The 15,566-nt window shown below is 58.3% G+C and carries 14 protein-coding genes; 10 read left to right on the top strand and 4 right to left on the bottom strand.

From position 1 onward, the window contains the following. Positions 1-47 precede the first annotated feature (47 nt). From BM352_RS08430 to BM352_RS08440, 3 genes are all read left to right on the top strand, one after another. Positions 48-953 (top strand): DMT family transporter, encoded by a 906-nt coding sequence (locus tag BM352_RS08430; protein ID WP_090215189.1) that lies wholly within the window; start codon positions 48-50, stop codon positions 951-953. Then, positions 953-2,731, top strand: a complete 1,779-nt coding sequence (locus BM352_RS08435; RefSeq protein WP_090215193.1) for an SLC13 family permease — start codon at positions 953-955, stop codon at positions 2,729-2,731. The genes BM352_RS08430 and BM352_RS08435 overlap by 1 nt, the downstream gene beginning before the upstream one ends. Positions 2,732-2,837: 106 nt before the next feature. Beyond that, a complete protein-coding gene (locus tag BM352_RS08440) occupies positions 2,838-3,281 on the top strand; it encodes a hypothetical protein (protein WP_090215198.1) in 444 nt (147 codons plus the stop codon). A gap of 18 nt (positions 3,282-3,299) precedes the next feature. Here the strand turns inward: BM352_RS08440 and BM352_RS08445 are convergent, their stop codons facing one another. Beyond that, complete coding sequence (locus BM352_RS08445; RefSeq protein WP_090215202.1) at positions 3,300-5,081, bottom strand: SLC13 family permease; 1,782 nt, start codon at positions 5,079-5,081, stop codon at positions 3,300-3,302. Positions 5,082-5,200: 119 nt separating this feature from the next. Here BM352_RS08445 and BM352_RS08450 point away from each other — a divergent pair, with 119 nt between their 5' ends. Beyond that, positions 5,201-5,941, top strand: a complete 741-nt coding sequence (locus tag BM352_RS08450; protein ID WP_090215206.1) for a YebC/PmpR family DNA-binding transcriptional regulator — start codon at positions 5,201-5,203, stop codon at positions 5,939-5,941. 85 nt (positions 5,942-6,026) lie between these two features. On the opposite strand, the gene BM352_RS08455 is transcribed toward BM352_RS08450, so the two are convergent. Further along, positions 6,027-6,902, bottom strand: coding sequence for a LysR family transcriptional regulator ArgP (locus tag BM352_RS08455; protein WP_090215210.1), 876 nt, complete (start codon positions 6,900-6,902; stop codon positions 6,027-6,029). A gap of 93 nt (positions 6,903-6,995) precedes the next feature. Between BM352_RS08455 and BM352_RS08460 the strand changes: the two genes are divergently transcribed. Beyond that, positions 6,996-7,598 carry a LysE/ArgO family amino acid transporter gene (locus BM352_RS08460; protein ID WP_090215215.1) on the top strand — a complete coding sequence of 201 codons (603 nt, stop codon included), beginning with the start codon at positions 6,996-6,998 and terminating at the stop codon, positions 7,596-7,598. A gap of 38 nt (positions 7,599-7,636) precedes the next feature. Further along, positions 7,637-8,536, top strand: coding sequence for a DMT family transporter (locus tag BM352_RS08465; protein ID WP_090215220.1), 900 nt, complete (start codon positions 7,637-7,639; stop codon positions 8,534-8,536). Here BM352_RS08465 and BM352_RS08470 read toward each other — a convergent pair. Further along, positions 8,533-9,102: an exopolysaccharide biosynthesis protein gene (locus tag BM352_RS08470; protein ID WP_090215224.1), complete on the bottom strand. Its 570-nt coding sequence runs from the start codon at positions 9,100-9,102 to the stop codon at positions 8,533-8,535. The genes BM352_RS08465 and BM352_RS08470 overlap by 4 nt on opposite strands. A 95-nt stretch (positions 9,103-9,197) precedes the next feature. On the opposite strand from BM352_RS08470, the gene betI reads away from it, so the two are divergent. From betI to betA, 4 genes are read left to right on the top strand one after another with little or no spacing between them, the layout of a single operon-like run. Continuing rightward, positions 9,198-9,770: a choline-binding transcriptional repressor BetI gene (betI, locus tag BM352_RS08475; protein ID WP_090215229.1), complete on the top strand. Its 573-nt coding sequence runs from the start codon at positions 9,198-9,200 to the stop codon at positions 9,768-9,770. After that, positions 9,767-11,275 carry a choline-sulfatase gene (betC, locus tag BM352_RS08480; protein WP_090215233.1) on the top strand — a complete coding sequence of 503 codons (1,509 nt, stop codon included), beginning with the start codon at positions 9,767-9,769 and terminating at the stop codon, positions 11,273-11,275. Before betI ends, betC begins: the two co-directional genes overlap by 4 nt. Positions 11,276-11,319: 44 nt before the next feature. Then, positions 11,320-12,774: a betaine-aldehyde dehydrogenase gene (gene betB, locus BM352_RS08485; RefSeq protein WP_090215237.1), complete on the top strand. Its 1,455-nt coding sequence runs from the start codon at positions 11,320-11,322 to the stop codon at positions 12,772-12,774. Next, on the top strand, positions 12,775-14,433 hold the full coding sequence (gene betA / locus BM352_RS08490; protein WP_090215243.1) for a choline dehydrogenase: 1,659 nt from the start codon (positions 12,775-12,777) through the stop codon (positions 14,431-14,433). Here the strand turns inward: betA and BM352_RS08495 are convergent, their stop codons facing one another. Further along, positions 14,434-15,297: an AraC family transcriptional regulator gene (locus tag BM352_RS08495; RefSeq protein ID WP_090215247.1), complete on the bottom strand. Its 864-nt coding sequence runs from the start codon at positions 15,295-15,297 to the stop codon at positions 14,434-14,436. Between the last annotated feature and the right edge of the window lie 269 nt (positions 15,298-15,566).

Consider the following 15,566-nt stretch of genomic DNA (forward strand, 5'->3'; position numbering starts at 1 on the left):
GAGATGGTCTTTCCCTGCGTAATCTCTTGGGCAGGGGCGTTACTGGAATGAACAGCCGGACTGGGCTGTTTGGCGCGCTTATTATCATGGGCGCGGGCTGGGGCCTGACGCAGCCTTTGGGCAAACTGGCCGTGGACGGCGGATATCGCCAGTTTGGGCTGGTCTTCTGGCAGGTGACGATTTCAGGTGTCATTTTGGGGATCATTTGCCTGTTGCGCGGTAAGCCGCTTCCCCTGCGTGCACCGCAATTTCTGGCCTGTCTTGTCATTGCGCTGATTGGCACTGTGTTGCCTGGGGCCGCGTCCTATTCGGCGTTGGTCTACCTGCCTTCCGGCCTTGTTTCGATCTTGCTGTCGCTTGTTCCGATGCTTGCCTTTCCTGTGGCAGTTCTTTTGGGCAATGAGACATTCGTCTGGTCGCGGCTCGCGGGCTTGGCGCTGGGCTTATGCGGTGTTCTGCTGATCGTGCTGCCGGAAGCCAGCTTGCCGGATCGTTCGATGGTGATCTATATCCCGTTGGCTTTGATCGCGCCGCTCTTCTACGCGATGGAAGGGAACTATGTGGCGCGATGGGGCACTGCGGGACTGGACCCGTTGCAGCTCCTTTTTGGCGCAAGCGTCATCGCTGCCATGATCTCGGGCCCTATCGCTGTGTGGCGCGGGCAATTCATCAATCCGCTTGGGCCATACGGTGTAGCAGAATGGGCCGTGGTCCTATCGGCATTCATCCACGCAGGGGTTTATTCGGCCTATGTTTGGCTGGTCGGTCGGGCCGGTCCTGTCTTTGCCGTGCAAGTAAGCTACCTTGTGACGGCGTTTGGCGTTGTTTGGGCCATATGGCTTCTGGGGGAGCGCTATTCGCTTTGGGTCTGGGCAGCGTTCGCTATACTGCTTGTCGGGCTGGCATTGGTGCAACCGCGACAGCCCGCAAAGGCTGAACTTCTGGAGTCCTGATGGAGCTTCTCGATTTATCCCAAAACACGCGCGCGGTACTGGCATTGCTGGTCGTCGTCGGCATGTTCATTCTATTCGTCCGTGAGACCTATCCCACTGAGGTGGTCGCCATCGCAGGGGCGTCTGTTCTTTTGGCGACTGGCGTCTTGCCCTATGAAGCCGCGCTCGGGGTGCTATCCAATCCGGCACCCTGGACCATCGCCGCAATGTTCCTCATCATGGGCGCACTCGTGCGCACCGGGGCGCTGGACTGGTTCACGCAAGTCGCGGATCGGAACGCCGCGAAACGGCCCGCTCTAGCGTTGGCAGGCATGTTTGCTTTCGTGGTTCTTGCCTCCGCCATTGTGTCGAACACACCTGTGGTTGTGGTGATGATCCCGGTCTTCGTCCAACTGTCGCGCACTTTGGGGGTGTCTGCTTCCAAGCTTCTGATCCCTCTTTCGTATGCTGCAATTCTTGGCGGCACGCTGACACTCATTGGGACCTCGACCAACCTTTTGGTTGACGGTGTCGCTCGCGCCAACGGGCTTGCGCCTTTCACGATCTTTGAGGTCACGCCCTTGGGGATCGTGCTGGTCGCTTGGGGGATGATCTACTTACGCTTTATCAGTCCGCGTCTGTTGCCAGAGCGTGACAGCATGGCAATGATGCTATCCGATCGCTCGAAGATGAAATTCTTCACCGAAGCTGCCGTCCCCCCCGACAGCAACTTGATCGGGCGCGAAGTGTTGGACGTGCAGCTGTTCAAGCGCGAAGGTGTGCGACTGGTGGATGTGATCCGAGGCGATACATCGCTGCGGCGCAACCTTCAGAACGTCACGCTACAGACGGGCGACCGTGTGGTGCTGCGCACCGAAATGACAGAGCTATTGTCCCTGCAACGGAACAAAGAACTCAAGCGCGTTGACCAGCTCTCCGCGGTGGAAACCTCGACCGTTGAGGTGCTGATTACGCCGGGCTGTAAAATGGTCGGCCGGTCGCTGGGCTCCTTGCGGCTGCGCAGGCGCTACGGTGTGTATCCATTGGCCGTCCACCGCAGAAACCAGAATATCGGGCGCCAACTGGATGATCTGGTCGTGCGCGTTGGCGACACCTTGCTGCTGGAAGGTGCACAAGAAGATATCTCGCGGCTGGCGAACGATATGGAGCTTGTGGATGTGTCCCACCCATCGGCACGGGCGTACCGTCGCTCTCATGCGCCGATCGCGATTGTTGCTTTGCTGGCGCTGGTGGCGCTTGCGGGGATGGGCGTGGCCCCGATTTTCCTTCTGTCGATCCTTGCCGTTGCGGTCGTTCTGCTGACCCGCTGCATCGACGCGGACGAGGCATTCTCTCACGTAGACGGCCGCCTTCTGGTTCTGATTTTTGCGATGCTTGCGATCGGTGCCGCGCTCGAAGCGTCCGGCGCAGTGACATTGATCGTTGAGGCACTTGCGCCTTGGATGATGAACTTGCCGCCGTTCTTTGTGGTCTGGGGCATCTATCTGCTGACCTCCGTGCTGACAGAGCTTGTGTCAAACAACGCCGTGGCCGTCGTCGTGACGCCCATCGCCATCGGGCTGGCATCGGCTATGGGGCTGGATGCGCGCGCATTGGTCGTGGCGGTGATGGTGGCGGCGTCGGCCAGCTTTGCGACGCCAATCGGGTATCAGACAAACATGCTGGTCTACGGTCCAGGCGGCTACCGCTTCACCGACTTTATGCGCGTTGGTATCCCGCTGAACCTGTCGATAGGTCTGCTTGCCTCCTTTGTCATTCCGTTGATCTGGCCGTTGTGACAGGTCGGATGGGCTGGGCGGTTTTTCGCGCCGATGGGCCATTCGGGGATTCCATGCCCGGGATAGACCGTATAGTCTGTGGATAAGTTAACCCTGAGGAGCTTCCATGCGCGCCACCACCTGTAGCCTGATCGCAGTCATGGCTTTTTCGATGTCGGGTTGCGAGTTTCTGCGCGACGTCTTCTTCAATCGCAGCAAACCCTTCGAGGCGCCCGCACCATTGCCGGAACGCCAAACGCGCCCCGTTTTGGTCGCGCTGGATTCGGATGCGGTTCTTGTGGGGATGGATGACACCACGCAATGCCTCGGCAGCGCGGGCGCCGCGGGAAGCGCTAATGGCTGGACCGGAACGCTGACCGAATGCCCATACGCCTATACTTACGAGGTTGTCTTGGCTGCGGGCACGCTGCCCGGACGCGTCGTTCTCGAAGAGGTGCTGGGCCCGCTGATCGTCGACGAGACGGCCGTGCCCTTCCGCCCGCTTGCCGTTGTGACAATCACGAACCAGAACGGGCAGGCTTACCGGTTTGAAAGCAGCGCGGGCTTCTAGGCTGCTGCGGCCGCGAGATTAAAGTGGCCAGAAGGTCAAAATCGCCGGGATTGACACAGCAACCACCAAAATTTCCAGCGGCAGGCCCATCCTCCAGTAGTCTCCGAAGCTATAGCCGCCCGGTCCAAGGATCAGCGTGTTGTTCTTGTGGCCTATCGGCGTCAGGAACGCACAGGACGCAGCAACCGCAACGGCCATCAGGAACGGGTCAGGATTAACGCCAAGGGTCTGCGCCATGGTGATCCCAACGGGGGCCGCCACGATCGCGGTCGCTGTGTTGTTGAGAACGTCTGACAAGGTCATGGTGACGACCATTAGGATCGTCAATACGGCCCAAGCAGGCATCCCCTCAGTCAGGCCTACCAAAGCGCCCGCAATAAGCTCCGTTCCGCCAGACGTTTCCAACGCTGCGCCAAGCGGGATCATCGACCCAAGCAGCACAACCACGGGCCATTCAATATGGGTATAGAGTTCTGACAGCGGTATGATGCGCGTTAGAACAAAGGCGACCACGACAATCCCCAAAGCAACGGGAAGGTAAATCAATCCCACAGAGGCCGCTGCAACAGCCGCTGCGAACAGACCAATGGCCAGCCAAGTTTTTTTGTCTTCGGTCACCGCCAACCCACGCGCCGCCAAAGGAAGGCAGCCCAGCCATTCGGTGACGTCATTGGCGTTGTCTTGCGGAACCAGCAGCAACAAGATGTCGCCGGTCTCTACCGCAGTTTTGCGCACTTGATTTCGTATGCTTTTGCCGCGCCGAGAAATACCCAGCAGGACGGATCTCTGCCGCCAGGCAAGGCCAATACTCTGCGCAGTCTTTCCGTTGATGCGGCTTTGCTCCGTCACGACCACTTCGATAACTTTAAGCCCGTCACTTTCTGCCCGCAAATGCTCCTCGCGCTTGGCATCGGCAAAATCGAGCGACAATGCGGTGCGAAACTCGTCTAGCGCGTCTGGCGTGGCTTCCAGAACCAACGCATCGCCAGCCAGCAGGCCGACGTTCTGACCGGTGCCATACCGGCGCTTGCCATCACGGACGAGGCCAAGAATGGCAACGTCGGCTTTGTCTGCATCTTCGAGCAGTTCACGCAGCCGCAGCCCGATCAGTTTGGAATCCTTGGGCACGGTAAGTTCTGCGATGTACTCGGCATAGTCGTCCATCGGATCGCCGCGCCGCCCTTCGTCGCTGCCCTGCGGGATCAAACGCCACCCGATGAGCGCGACAAAAAGCAAGCCTGCAATCGCTGTGACGACACCCACGGGGGCGAAGTCGAACATCTTGAAGGGCGTTCCCAACATGTCCTCTCGGATCGAGGCGATGATGATGTTTGGCGGTGTGCCGATCAGCGTCGCCATCCCGCCCAGAATGGTAGCAAACGACAACGGCATCAGGGATAACCCTGGCCCGCGCCCCGCTTTGCGGGCGGTCTGGATGTCCACTGGCATAAGTAAAGCAAGCGCCGCGACGTTGTTCATAAACGCCGAGAGCACACCGCCGATCGCCCCCATAAGCGCAATGTGGGACCCAAGAGATCGCGTGCTATCCACCAGCGTGCGGGTGATTAAGAATACCGCGCCAGAGCGCACCAGCCCCGCCGAGACAATCAATACCAAGGCTACGACCAGCGTCGCAGGGTGGCCAAAGCCGTCGAAGGCTTGCTTGGTGTCCACCACGCCCAGCACCACACCCGCCATCAGGGCGGAGAAGGCGACAAGGTCATAGCGCCAGCGCCCCCAAAGCAGCAAAGCGAAGACGAAACCGAACAGCGAAAATAGAATGATTTGATCTTGTGTCATGCATCTATGTGTATCGGCCTTTGTCTCGGGTCGAAAGCGCGGAAAAGAATGGGACATCTTGCAGAAGACATGCCGCTTGCATAAAAGCGGCCCGTTACCGCATGTAAGGGGAGAGTCCCATGGCCGGCCACTCAAAATGGGCAAACATCCAACACCGCAAAGGGCGGCAGGATAAGCTACGCTCGAAGCTGTTCTCGAAGCTTGCCAAGGAAATTACCGTGGCGGCGAAAATGGGCGACCCCGATCCCGATAAAAACCCGCGCCTGCGTCTGGCTGTCAAAGAGGCGAAATCGCAATCCGTCCCGAAGGATGTGATCGACCGCGCGATCAAGAAGTCGCAAGGTGGCGATGCCGAGAACTATGACGAAATCCGGTATGAAGGATATGGCCCCGGTGGTGTGGCAGTTATCGTCGAAACGATGACCGACAACAAAAACCGTACAGCGTCGACCGTGCGCTCCACCTTCTCGAAGAATGGCGGCAATCTGGGTGAAACCGGCTCGGTCGGGTTCATGTTCGACCGCAAGGGGCAAGTGATGTACCCGGCGTCTGTGGGCGATGCTGACACTGTGATGATGGCCGCCATTGAGGCCGGTGCGGAGGATTGCGAAAGCTCTGAAGACGGTCATGTGATTATCTGTGCGGACACTGACCTGAACACTGTCGCAACCGCGCTGGAAGCTGAATTGGGCGAGTCGGAGTCGACCAAGCTGATCTGGCAACCGACAACGACCACAGAGCTTGATCTGGATGGCATGACCAAGCTGATGAAGCTGATCGACGCGCTTGAGGACGATGATGATGTGCAAACCGTCACCGCCAATTTCGAGGCCAGCGACGAAGTGATGAACCAACTCTGATCTCAATGACACGCCTTGCGGCGCGGCATGATTATTAAAAAGGGCGCAGCTAGTGGCAGCGCCCTTTTTCATGGGCTGGACTGGTTCAGGTTTGGATCAGAGCAAGACGGGCTTGCTCTAGGACCGATCGGGTAAGAGGGCGCAGCGGCTCTGCCGTCAACCGTGAGACCTGCCAGTAGAGGTCCACATCAAGTGGCGTTTCGCGGGCCAACTCAACCAAGTGTCCCGAGGCGATTGCGTCGCGGCAAAGGCTCTCTGGGTTCATGCCCCAACCGATCCCGAGACAAGCCGCCTCGACGAACCCTTGCGACGAAGCAAGGCGGTGCTTGGGCAGGGTCACGGTGTGGCCCGCAACGGTCTTGGCCCAATCGGACTGCAATCGGTCCTTGTCGTTAAAGGTCATGGCGGGCGATGCCTCCAGTGCTTCGGAGGTGGGGCCGTCTGGCATATGCCGCGCCATATAGCTAGGCGAGGCAGTCGCGAAGTAGCGCATCGCGCCAAGTGCGTGGCTGTCGCAGCCCTGAACCGGACCGGGATGCCCCGTGACTGCCGCAGCAACCTCGCCCGCGCGCAGCCAGTCAGCGCTATGATCTTGGTCATCGATAATCAGGTCATAGAGGAAGTCGTCATGCTGCGCCAAAGCGGGCAGCAGCCAAGTCGCAAGGCTGTCAGCGTTAACCGCGATGCGAACCGGCGTCCGCGTCTCGGTACTTGGCAATCCAAATTCTAGCGCTTTTTCCATCAGACGAACTTGGTCGGTATGGGTCGCAAGCCGCTTCCCAGAATCTGTTCCCGTGCAAGGCTGGCCGCGCTTGACGAGCACCGTGCCCACGCGTTCTTCCAACAGCCTGATCCGTTGGGAGATTGCTGACTGCGTCACACCAAGCTGCCCCGCTGCGGCGTCGAAGCTGCCAGTGCGGATGACGGCGCAAAGCGCTTCGAGTTGGGTGTATTCATACATTAGAAAAACTAATCAGACTTAAGAATGATTAGCTAGCCTCTTCTTTCTGGCCCGCATATCACCACCACAACTTGTCGTCTAAGGTCGTGACAAATGGCAGTCTTTTTCTCTGGGTTTTTTCTGAGCTTCTCATTGATCATGGCGATCGGTGCGCAGAATGCTTTCGTTTTGCGCCAAGGTCTGCGGCGCGAGCACGTGTTGCTTTGCGTGCTGATTTGCGGCGTGTCCGACGCGCTGCTGATTGCGCTTGGCGTGACCAGCTTTGGTGTGCTGAGCGCTCAGATGCCTTGGCTTGGCCCAATCATGCGCTACGGCGGGGCTTCTTTCCTTTTGGTCTATGGTGTCATGGCATTCCGATCGGCCTTAACCAGCACCGAGGCGTTGAATGTCGAAGGTCGTGCGCGAAGCGATTGGCGGAAAGTGGCTGCAACACTGTTGGCCCTGACCTGGTTGAACCCGCATGTGTATCTCGATACCGTGATTCTGCTTGGCTCCATAGCCGCTCAGTACGGTGAGCAGCGCGTTGTATTCGGGGCAGGGGCCATTTTCGCCTCGATCACATTTTTCTTTTTACTCGGGTTCGGTGCGCGTCTTCTGGCTCCTTTCTTCGCGTGGCCAAAGGCTTGGCGTATTCTGGATGCGCTGGTGGGGGCCACCATGTGGGCGATTGCAGTCAGTTTAATTCTCAACGGATAGGGGTTGCACAGCCTCCCGCTTGGGCGTCAGGTGGCCGCATGGCACAAACGCAAAACCGTCCCATCGTGGGCGTCATCTGGATGTTGATCACGGGCGTCATGTTCGTGGCTGTGACGGCAATTGTGAAATATGTGGGGTCCGAGCTGCCGGCCGCAGAATCCGCGTTTTTGCGTTACCTTCTGGGCTTGGTGTTTTTGATCCCAATGATCGGACCGATCCGTAAGGCCAAGCTGACACCCCGTGCGTTAAAGCTCTTTGGCTTTCGAGGTGTGGTGCACACGTTGGGTGTGACGTTGTGGTTTTACGCAATGACACAAATTTCCATCGCTGAAGTCACGGCCATGAATTACCTCTCGCCGGTTTATGTCACCATAGGGGCCGCATTCTTCTTAGGCGAGAAGCTGGCGTTGCGCCGGATCTTGGCGGTCGTGGCTGCGTTGATCGGGGCTATGGTCATTCTTCGCCCCGGTTTTCGTGAGCTGTCGCCGGGTCATTTCGCAATGCTGATCACTGCTGTGATGTTTGCGGGGTCTTATCTCACGGCGAAGGTCATGGCAGACGAGGTCAGCCCTGCCGTGGTGGTCGGCATGTTATCGATCACTGTCACGATTGGGCTCGCCCCGCTCGCGGCGATGGTTTGGGTCACTCCGACATTGGAGCAGTTGGGCTGGATGTTCCTGCTCGCCTGTTTCGCGACTGCGGGGCACTTCACCATGACGCTGGCATTTCAGGCCGCGCCGGTGACGGTGACGCAGCCGGTCACGTTTTTGCAATTGTTCTGGGCGGTTTTGCTCGGGGCGCTCGTCTTTGGAGAGGGCATCGACGGCTGGGTCATTTTTGGTGGTCTGATCATTTTGGCCTCTGTCAGTTTCATCACATGGCGTGAGGCCAGATTGAAGCGCGCGACCACGCCGCCGGTGCCTGCAACGAAGGTCTAGGTCAGCAGTCTCGTCACAACGTAGATGGCCGCCACGCTCGCCCCGCATCCGAGTAGCATCAGAATTCCGTTGCGGAACAACAGGGCCAGCCCGACGCAGAGAATGGCGATCATCGGCAGCGACGATGCGCCGGGAACAACCTCCAGCGGAGGCACGGCGACACACAAGGCGATCACAAGCGCGGCCGCCATTCGCCGTGCAGGATCGCCTACTAGGAACTGCAAATGCTGGCCCGTCAGACGCTTGTCCAGCCAAGAGGCCAAGGGGCGCAGAAACTCAAGTGTTTGTCCGAGCTTTCCATCCGGAACCGGACGCTTGGCAAGGAAATGAGGCACCCAAAGATGGGGTCGGCCAACCGCGATTTGAGCTGCGAACAAGGCGGTAATGGCAGCGATAATTGATGGTAGACCCGGGATGGCGCCAGCAGGGGACAACTCCAACATTGGAGGGACAATCAAAAAAGGGGCGGTCCCGCGATGCTCCAACTCGGACATCACGTCGCCAACGGTTTGCTTACCATCCAACTGATCGATGCCGTCGATGATGTCCGTAACGGTGTTTGGCATTTAAGCTCCTTGATCCCTAACGCATCTAGGGCAGAAGCGTTCCGCAATGTTTTTATTGATTGACGAGTCAATAAAAAACCAGCAAGCGTAAACCGATGCCAAAACTTGGAATGGAACCTATTCGCCGCGAGGCGCTCGTCACCGCCGCAATTGCCGAGATCGGTGCGGCCGGTTCACTTGACGTGACCGTCAGCGCAATCTCGAAGCGCGCGGGAATGTCTTCGGCATTAGCGCATCACTATTTTGGCAATAAAGACCAGATTTTCCTCGCGGCCATGCGCCACATTCTCGCAGGGTTTTCCGTTGAAGTGCGCACCCGCCTCGCCAAAACTGCAACGCCGCGCGACCGTTTGCAAGCGCTGGTGGAGGCCAGCTTTGCCCAGTCTTGCTTCGATCCGGAAGTGATCAGCGCTTGGCTCAATTTCTACGTCAAAGCCCATAGCAGCCCCGAAGCGATGCGCCTTTTGCGGTTGTATCAACGTAGGCTCCGCTCCAATCTGATCCACGCATTGCGCCCGATCGCGACGGAGCCGGAAGCGCTCGCCGATGCCATCGCGGCACTTATTGACGGGCTCTACATTCGCGCGGCCCTTGGCGCACCCAAGACGCGCGATCCTGCGGCCACAATTCTGGGTTTCACCGCCCCCCACATTGAGGATGCGTTATGACCCGTCCGAATTTCTTGATCTTCATGGTTGACCAACTCAACGGCACTTTCTTTCCGGATGGCCCTGCGGAGTGGTTGCATGCGCCCAACCTCAAGAAGCTGGCGGAACAATCAACCCGCTTCAAGAACGCCTACACCGCGTCACCCCTCTGCGCGCCCGGTCGGGCGAGCTTCATGTCTGGCCAATTGCCGTCCCGCACCGGTGTTTACGACAACGCGGCGGAGTTTTCCTCGGCAATCCCCTCCTTCGCGCACCACCTGCGCCGTGCGGGGTACCAAACCTGTCTGTCAGGCAAGATGCACTTTGTTGGCCCCGATCAGCTACACGGATTTGAAGAGCGCCTGACCACAGACATCTACCCCGCGGATTTCGGCTGGACGCCCGACTACCGTAAGCCGGGGGAGCGGATAGAATGGTGGTATCACAACATGGGGTCTGTCACGGGCGCCGGCGTGGCCGAGATCACCAACCAGATGGAATATGATGACGAGGTTGCTTACCACGCGACCCGCAAAATCTACGATCTGGCCCGTGGCAAGGACGAGCGCCCTTGGTGCTTGATGGCCAGCTTCACCCATCCGCATGATCCCTACGTCGCGCGGAAGAAATACTGGGACTTGTATGAGGATTGCGAACACCTGATGCCCGAAGTCGGCCCGATCCCTTACGAGGAGCAGGACGCCCATTCCAAACGCATTCTTGATGCAAATGATCGCGACAACTTCAACATAACCGACGATCACATCCGCCGTGCGCGCCGTGCGTATTTCGCGAATATATCCTACCTCGATGACAAAATCGGTGAGGTGATGGAGGCGCTAAAGGCCACGCGCCAAGACGCTACGATTCTGTTCGTGTCAGATCACGGCGACATGCTTGGGGAGCGCGGCCTTTGGTTCAAGATGAGCTTCTACGAAGGGTCATCTCGCGTCCCGTTCATGGTGTCCTCGCCCCAGATGGCACCCGGCTTGGTCTCTGATCCTGTCTCGAATATCGATTTCTGCCCGACGCTTTGCGACCTCGCGGGGGTGGATATGTCAGAAGTGATGCCTTGGACGGACGGCCAATCAGTGGCTCCTTTGGGCAAAGGGGAGCAACGCGATGCACCCGTCGCCATGGAATACGCGGCCGAGGCCAGTTACGCCCCTTTGGTATCGCTGCGCTACGGCAAATGGAAATACAACCGCTGCGCCCTTGATCCCGATCAGCTGTTCGATCTCGAGGCCGATCCTCATGAACTGAACGACCTTTCCGCTGAACCTGCCCACGCCGCCACATTGGCGTCCCTGCAAGCGAAGGCTGAAGCACGTTGGGATCTTGAAGCGTTTGATGCCGCTGTGCGCCATAGTCAGGCAGGCCGATGGGTCGTCTACGAGGCGCTGCGCAAAGGCGGCTACTACCCTTGGGACTACCAGCCTTTGCAGAAGGCGTCTGAACGCTACATGCGAAACCACATGGACCTGAACATCCTTGAAGAAAGCCAACGCTTTCCTCGGGGGGAATGAACTGCGTCTATCTCTCTAAACACCCTTCCGGAGCCACCAAAGCCATGCAAAACGCACAACCCACCGCCAGTCATTTCATAAATGGCGCCTATGTCGAAGACACCGATGGAGCGCCAATCGAGTGCATCTATCCTGCGACCGGCAAGGTGATTGCAACGCTGCACGAGGCAACACCTGCGATCGTTGACCAAGCGCTGAGCGCGGCCAAAGCGGGACAAAAGATATGGGCTGCGATGACTGGCACAGAGCGAGGCCGCATTCTGCGCCGCGCGGCTGACATTATCCGTGATCGCAATCGCGAATTGTCGGTTCTGGAGACCCTCGACACGGGGAAGCCCCTGCAGGAAACGCTCGTCGCGGATGCGACCTCTGGTGCGGATGCGTTGGAATATTTCGGTGGTTTGGCCGGTAGCATAACCGGCGAGCACATTCAGTTGGGTCAGGACTGGGTCTACACCATCCGCGAACCACTAGGCGTGTGCGTGGGGATCGGTGCGTGGAATTACCCGACGCAGATTGCATGTTGGAAGGGGGCGCCTGCTTTGGCGTGTGGCAACTCAATGGTGTTCAAGCCGTCCGAGACCACGCCACTCTGTGCCTTGAAAATCGCGGAAATTCTGCACGAGGCCGGTCTTCCTGCAGGCGTCTACAACGTCGTCCAAGGCCGTGGGGCGGTCGGGGCGTCGTTGGTCATTGATCCGCGCGTGTCGAAGGTGTCGCTGACAGGCTCGGTGCCAACAGGGCGCAAAGTTTATGCAGCAGCGGCAGAGCGCATGAAGCACGTCACGATGGAGCTGGGCGGGAAGTCCCCGCTGATCATTTTTGAGGATGCTGATATTGACAATGCCGTGTCCGGCGCGATTCTCGGCAACTTCTATTCCTCTGGTCAGGTATGCTCTAACGGCACGCGCGTATTCGTTCAAAAGGACATCAAAAAGGCCTTTCTCAAGCGGCTTAAAGAACGGCTTGAGGGCGCTGTCATGGGTGACCCTTTGGATGAAGCGACCAATTTCGGGCCGATGGTTTCAGCCGACCAGATGAACATCGTTCTTGGCTATATCAACAAGGGCACCGAAGAGGGGGCGACCTTGGTTGCGGGCGGTAAAATGGCCGATTTGGACGGCTTCTTTGTGGAACCGACAGTGTTTGCAGACGTCACCGACGGTATGACCATTGCGCGCGAGGAAATCTTCGGCCCCGTCATGGCAGTGTTCGATTTCGAAACAGAGGAAGAGGTCATGGCGCGCGCCAATGACACCGAATTTGGCCTTGCCGCAGGTGTGTTTACCAACGACTTGACCCGTGCGCACCGCGTGGTGGCCGGGTTCGAGGCGGGCACCTGTTATATCAACACCTATAACCTTGCGCCGGTGGAGGCCCCGTTCGGTGGCTCCAAGGCGTCGGGTGTGGGGCGTGAGAACTCGAAAGAGGCGATCAATCACTATTCCGAAGTGAAGACAGTTTACGTCGCCATGACGCCGGTCGAGTCTCAATTCTAGATGCAAGCCGATTACATCATTGTCGGTGCAGGCTCAGCAGGCTGCGCCATGGCCTACCGTTTGGCGGAGGCGGGGGAATCCGTGCTGGTGATCGAGCATGGCGGCACCGATTGGGGGCCATTTATCCAGATGCCAGGAGCGCTTAGCTACCCGATGAATATGTCGCGCTACGATTGGGGCTACCAGTCCGAACCGGAGCCGCATTTGAACAACCGCAAGCTGGTCACGCCGCGTGGTAAAGTCGTCGGTGGATCGTCATCCATCAACGGCATGGTCTATGTGCGCGGTCACGCGGGCGACTTCGACCATTGGGCGGAGCAGGGCGCCGACGGCTGGTCCTACGCTCACGTGCTGCCCTACTACAAACGGATGGAGAACTGGTCCGACGGCGGGCGCGGGGGCGATCCCGATTGGCGCGGCAAGTCCGGACCTTTGAATGTGACGCGAGGGCCGGGGACAAATCCGCTGAACCGAGCTTTCATCGAGGCCGGTCGTCAGGCAGGTTATCAAGTCACGCCGGATTACAACGGCAAGCAGCAAGAGGGCGTTGGGCCCTTTGATGCGACCATCAAGAACGGACGGCGCTGGTCCGCGGCAAACGCATATCTGCGCCCGGCACTCACACGCAATAATTGCACGCTTGTTCAGGCATTCGCACAAAAGGTGATTGTCGAAGACGGTCGCGCGACAGGCGTAGAAGTTAAACGCGGCGGCAAGGTTGAAATCATCAAAGCGAGCAAAGAGGTCATCCTCGCCGCATCTTCCATTAACAGCCCCAAGCTCTTGATGCTGTCGGGTATCGGTCCGGCAAAACACCTGAAAGATCACGGCATCGAGGTCGTGGCAGACCGTCCTGGGGTTGGTCAGAACCTGCAAGACCATCTCGAGATCTATCTCCAAATGGCCGCCTCAAAACCAGTCAGTCTCTATCGCTATTGGAACATTCCCGGCAAGGGCTGGGTCGGCACGCAATGGCTACTGGCTAAGCTGGGGCTTGGGGCTTCTAACCAGTTCGAATCCGGCGGCTTCATTCGGTCCAAAGCAGGTGTGCGTTACCCTGACATCCAGTTCCACTTCCTTCCCATCGCTGTGCGCTATGACGGCAAGGCCGCGGCAGAGGGGCACGGGTATCAGGCGCATGTTGGCCCGATGCGCTCCAAATCGCGCGGACAGGTCACGCTGCGATCCGCTGATCCGGCAGATGCGCCGAAGATCGAGTTCAACTACATGTCCCATCCCGACGACTGGGAAGAGTTCCGAAATTGCGTGCGTCTGACACGAGAGATTTTTGGCCAAGAGGCTTTCGCAAATTACACGCGACACGAAATCCAGCCCGGTGCCGGTGTCGAATCAGACGCTCAGATAGACGCCTTCATCGCCGAGCATGCCGAAAGCGCCTATCACCCTTGTGGCACGGCGCGCATGGGGCGCAGCAATGATGCGATGGCGGTCGTCGATCCCGAATGCCGTGTGATTGGTGTGGAGGGTTTGCGCCTCGCCGATAGCTCAATCTTCCCACGCATCACCAATGGCAATCTGAACGCACCTTCGATCATGGTGGGGGAAAAGGCGGCAGACCATATCCTTGGCCGCGACCCGCTGCCTGCTGATAACTCGGAGCCTTGGATTCACCCCAACTGGCGCACAGAGCAGCGATAGCTACACGCGCTGCATCCTGCGATACGCCCCCGGTGATGTCCCTGTCTCGCGCCGGAAGGCACGGTTGAATGCGTTTGCGTCTGCGTAGCCCGATTGAAATGCGACCTCGTCGACTGGCAGTCGTGAGCTTTCCAGCATTTTACAGGCGCTCCCAATGCGGCACTGGCGAACGTAGCTGATGGGGGATAGCCCCGTTGCCAGTTTGAAGTGCTCCGAGAATACAGTACGAGACTGACCATAGATGCTCGCAAGTATCTCGACGTTCCACGCGGCGCTCGGATCCGAATGGATTTCGTCGAGAACAATCTTGATGCGCGGACTCGCTAGGGCCTTCAGGGTTTCGTCATGGAATAGCGCTGTCGTAAGCCAGTCGTGGACCGCGTGGAGGCACAGTATTTCCGTCAGACGATTGAGCACACTCTGCTGCGGTTCGGACTGTTTTCCAACTTCGGCGTTGATCAGTTGCAGGAGCAACTCGAATTTTTGCGCACGGCCACTGTGCCCGTGTCGCTCCACCAACATGTCGGGCAGCCGCGTTGTAATGGCGGAAGGCGTTGTCTCGGTGAATTCGAAATAGCCGCAAAACAAATGTGCGCTTGGCTCTTCGCTATCCGGCGTATTGCCACTGAAATAGCAATGCGCCTTACCGTTCGGAATGATCACAATGTCACCGGAAAACAACTCGATCCGGTCTGTACTGCCCTCCATTTGTATCCATGTTTGGCCAGACAGCACGAGCTGAAAACGCGCAAGGCGGTCGTCGCTCACATGACAGAAACGCCAAGGCCAAGTCAGGTTCTCTCCGACGCAGGCCGTCCCGCGAACGCGTATCAAATCAAGGAGGTCGAGTATGTCATCGGTCATACTCCCTTGATCAAAGAGAAGCAGATCAACTGCTATGCACGAAGCTGCTAGGTGGAACAAGTTGGCGCGAGCCAAAGCCGCGCTGCAAGCACGTTGCCGTCAGGTCAAACACGTCTGCGCGATCCCAGTTGATAGATTGGACGACCTGCAAGGAATGCCGGACGCATGGCACTACCGACGAAGCAGAGATCAGTTACGCTTTAGGGCATGGAATTTGCCACGCTGCGGGTAATCGGCAGTTTGGCTTCCCGCACACAGCCCTGAACCAT

It is taken from the genome of Litoreibacter janthinus (assembly GCF_900111945.1).
GTDB lineage: Bacteria > Pseudomonadota > Alphaproteobacteria > Rhodobacterales > Rhodobacteraceae > Litoreibacter > Litoreibacter janthinus.

What these genes read in the sequence shown, in the direction of transcription:
- BM352_RS08430 (WP_090215189.1), top strand. Translation starts at nt 48, where the DNA reads ATGAACAGCCGGACTGGGCTGTTTGGCGCGCTTATTATCATGGGCGCG.
- BM352_RS08455 (WP_090215210.1), bottom strand. Translation starts at nt 6,902, where the DNA reads ATGTATGAATACACCCAACTCGAAGCGCTTTGCGCCGTCATCCGCACT.
- betB (WP_090215237.1), top strand. Translation starts at nt 11,320, where the DNA reads ATGCAAAACGCACAACCCACCGCCAGTCATTTCATAAATGGCGCCTAT.
- BM352_RS08450 (WP_090215206.1), top strand. Translation starts at nt 5,201, where the DNA reads ATGGCCGGCCACTCAAAATGGGCAAACATCCAACACCGCAAAGGGCGG.
- BM352_RS08440 (WP_090215198.1), top strand. Translation starts at nt 2,838, where the DNA reads ATGCGCGCCACCACCTGTAGCCTGATCGCAGTCATGGCTTTTTCGATG.
- BM352_RS08495 (WP_090215247.1), bottom strand. Translation starts at nt 15,297, where the DNA reads ATGACCGATGACATACTCGACCTCCTTGATTTGATACGCGTTCGCGGG.
- BM352_RS08470 (WP_090215224.1), bottom strand. Translation starts at nt 9,102, where the DNA reads ATGCCAAACACCGTTACGGACATCATCGACGGCATCGATCAGTTGGAT.
- BM352_RS08460 (WP_090215215.1), top strand. Translation starts at nt 6,996, where the DNA reads ATGGCAGTCTTTTTCTCTGGGTTTTTTCTGAGCTTCTCATTGATCATG.
- betC (WP_090215233.1), top strand. Translation starts at nt 9,767, where the DNA reads ATGACCCGTCCGAATTTCTTGATCTTCATGGTTGACCAACTCAACGGC.
- BM352_RS08435 (WP_090215193.1), top strand. Translation starts at nt 953, where the DNA reads ATGGAGCTTCTCGATTTATCCCAAAACACGCGCGCGGTACTGGCATTG.
- betI (WP_090215229.1), top strand. Translation starts at nt 9,198, where the DNA reads ATGCCAAAACTTGGAATGGAACCTATTCGCCGCGAGGCGCTCGTCACC.
- betA (WP_090215243.1), top strand. Translation starts at nt 12,775, where the DNA reads ATGCAAGCCGATTACATCATTGTCGGTGCAGGCTCAGCAGGCTGCGCC.
- BM352_RS08445 (WP_090215202.1), bottom strand. Translation starts at nt 5,081, where the DNA reads ATGACACAAGATCAAATCATTCTATTTTCGCTGTTCGGTTTCGTCTTC.
- BM352_RS08465 (WP_090215220.1), top strand. Translation starts at nt 7,637, where the DNA reads ATGGCACAAACGCAAAACCGTCCCATCGTGGGCGTCATCTGGATGTTG.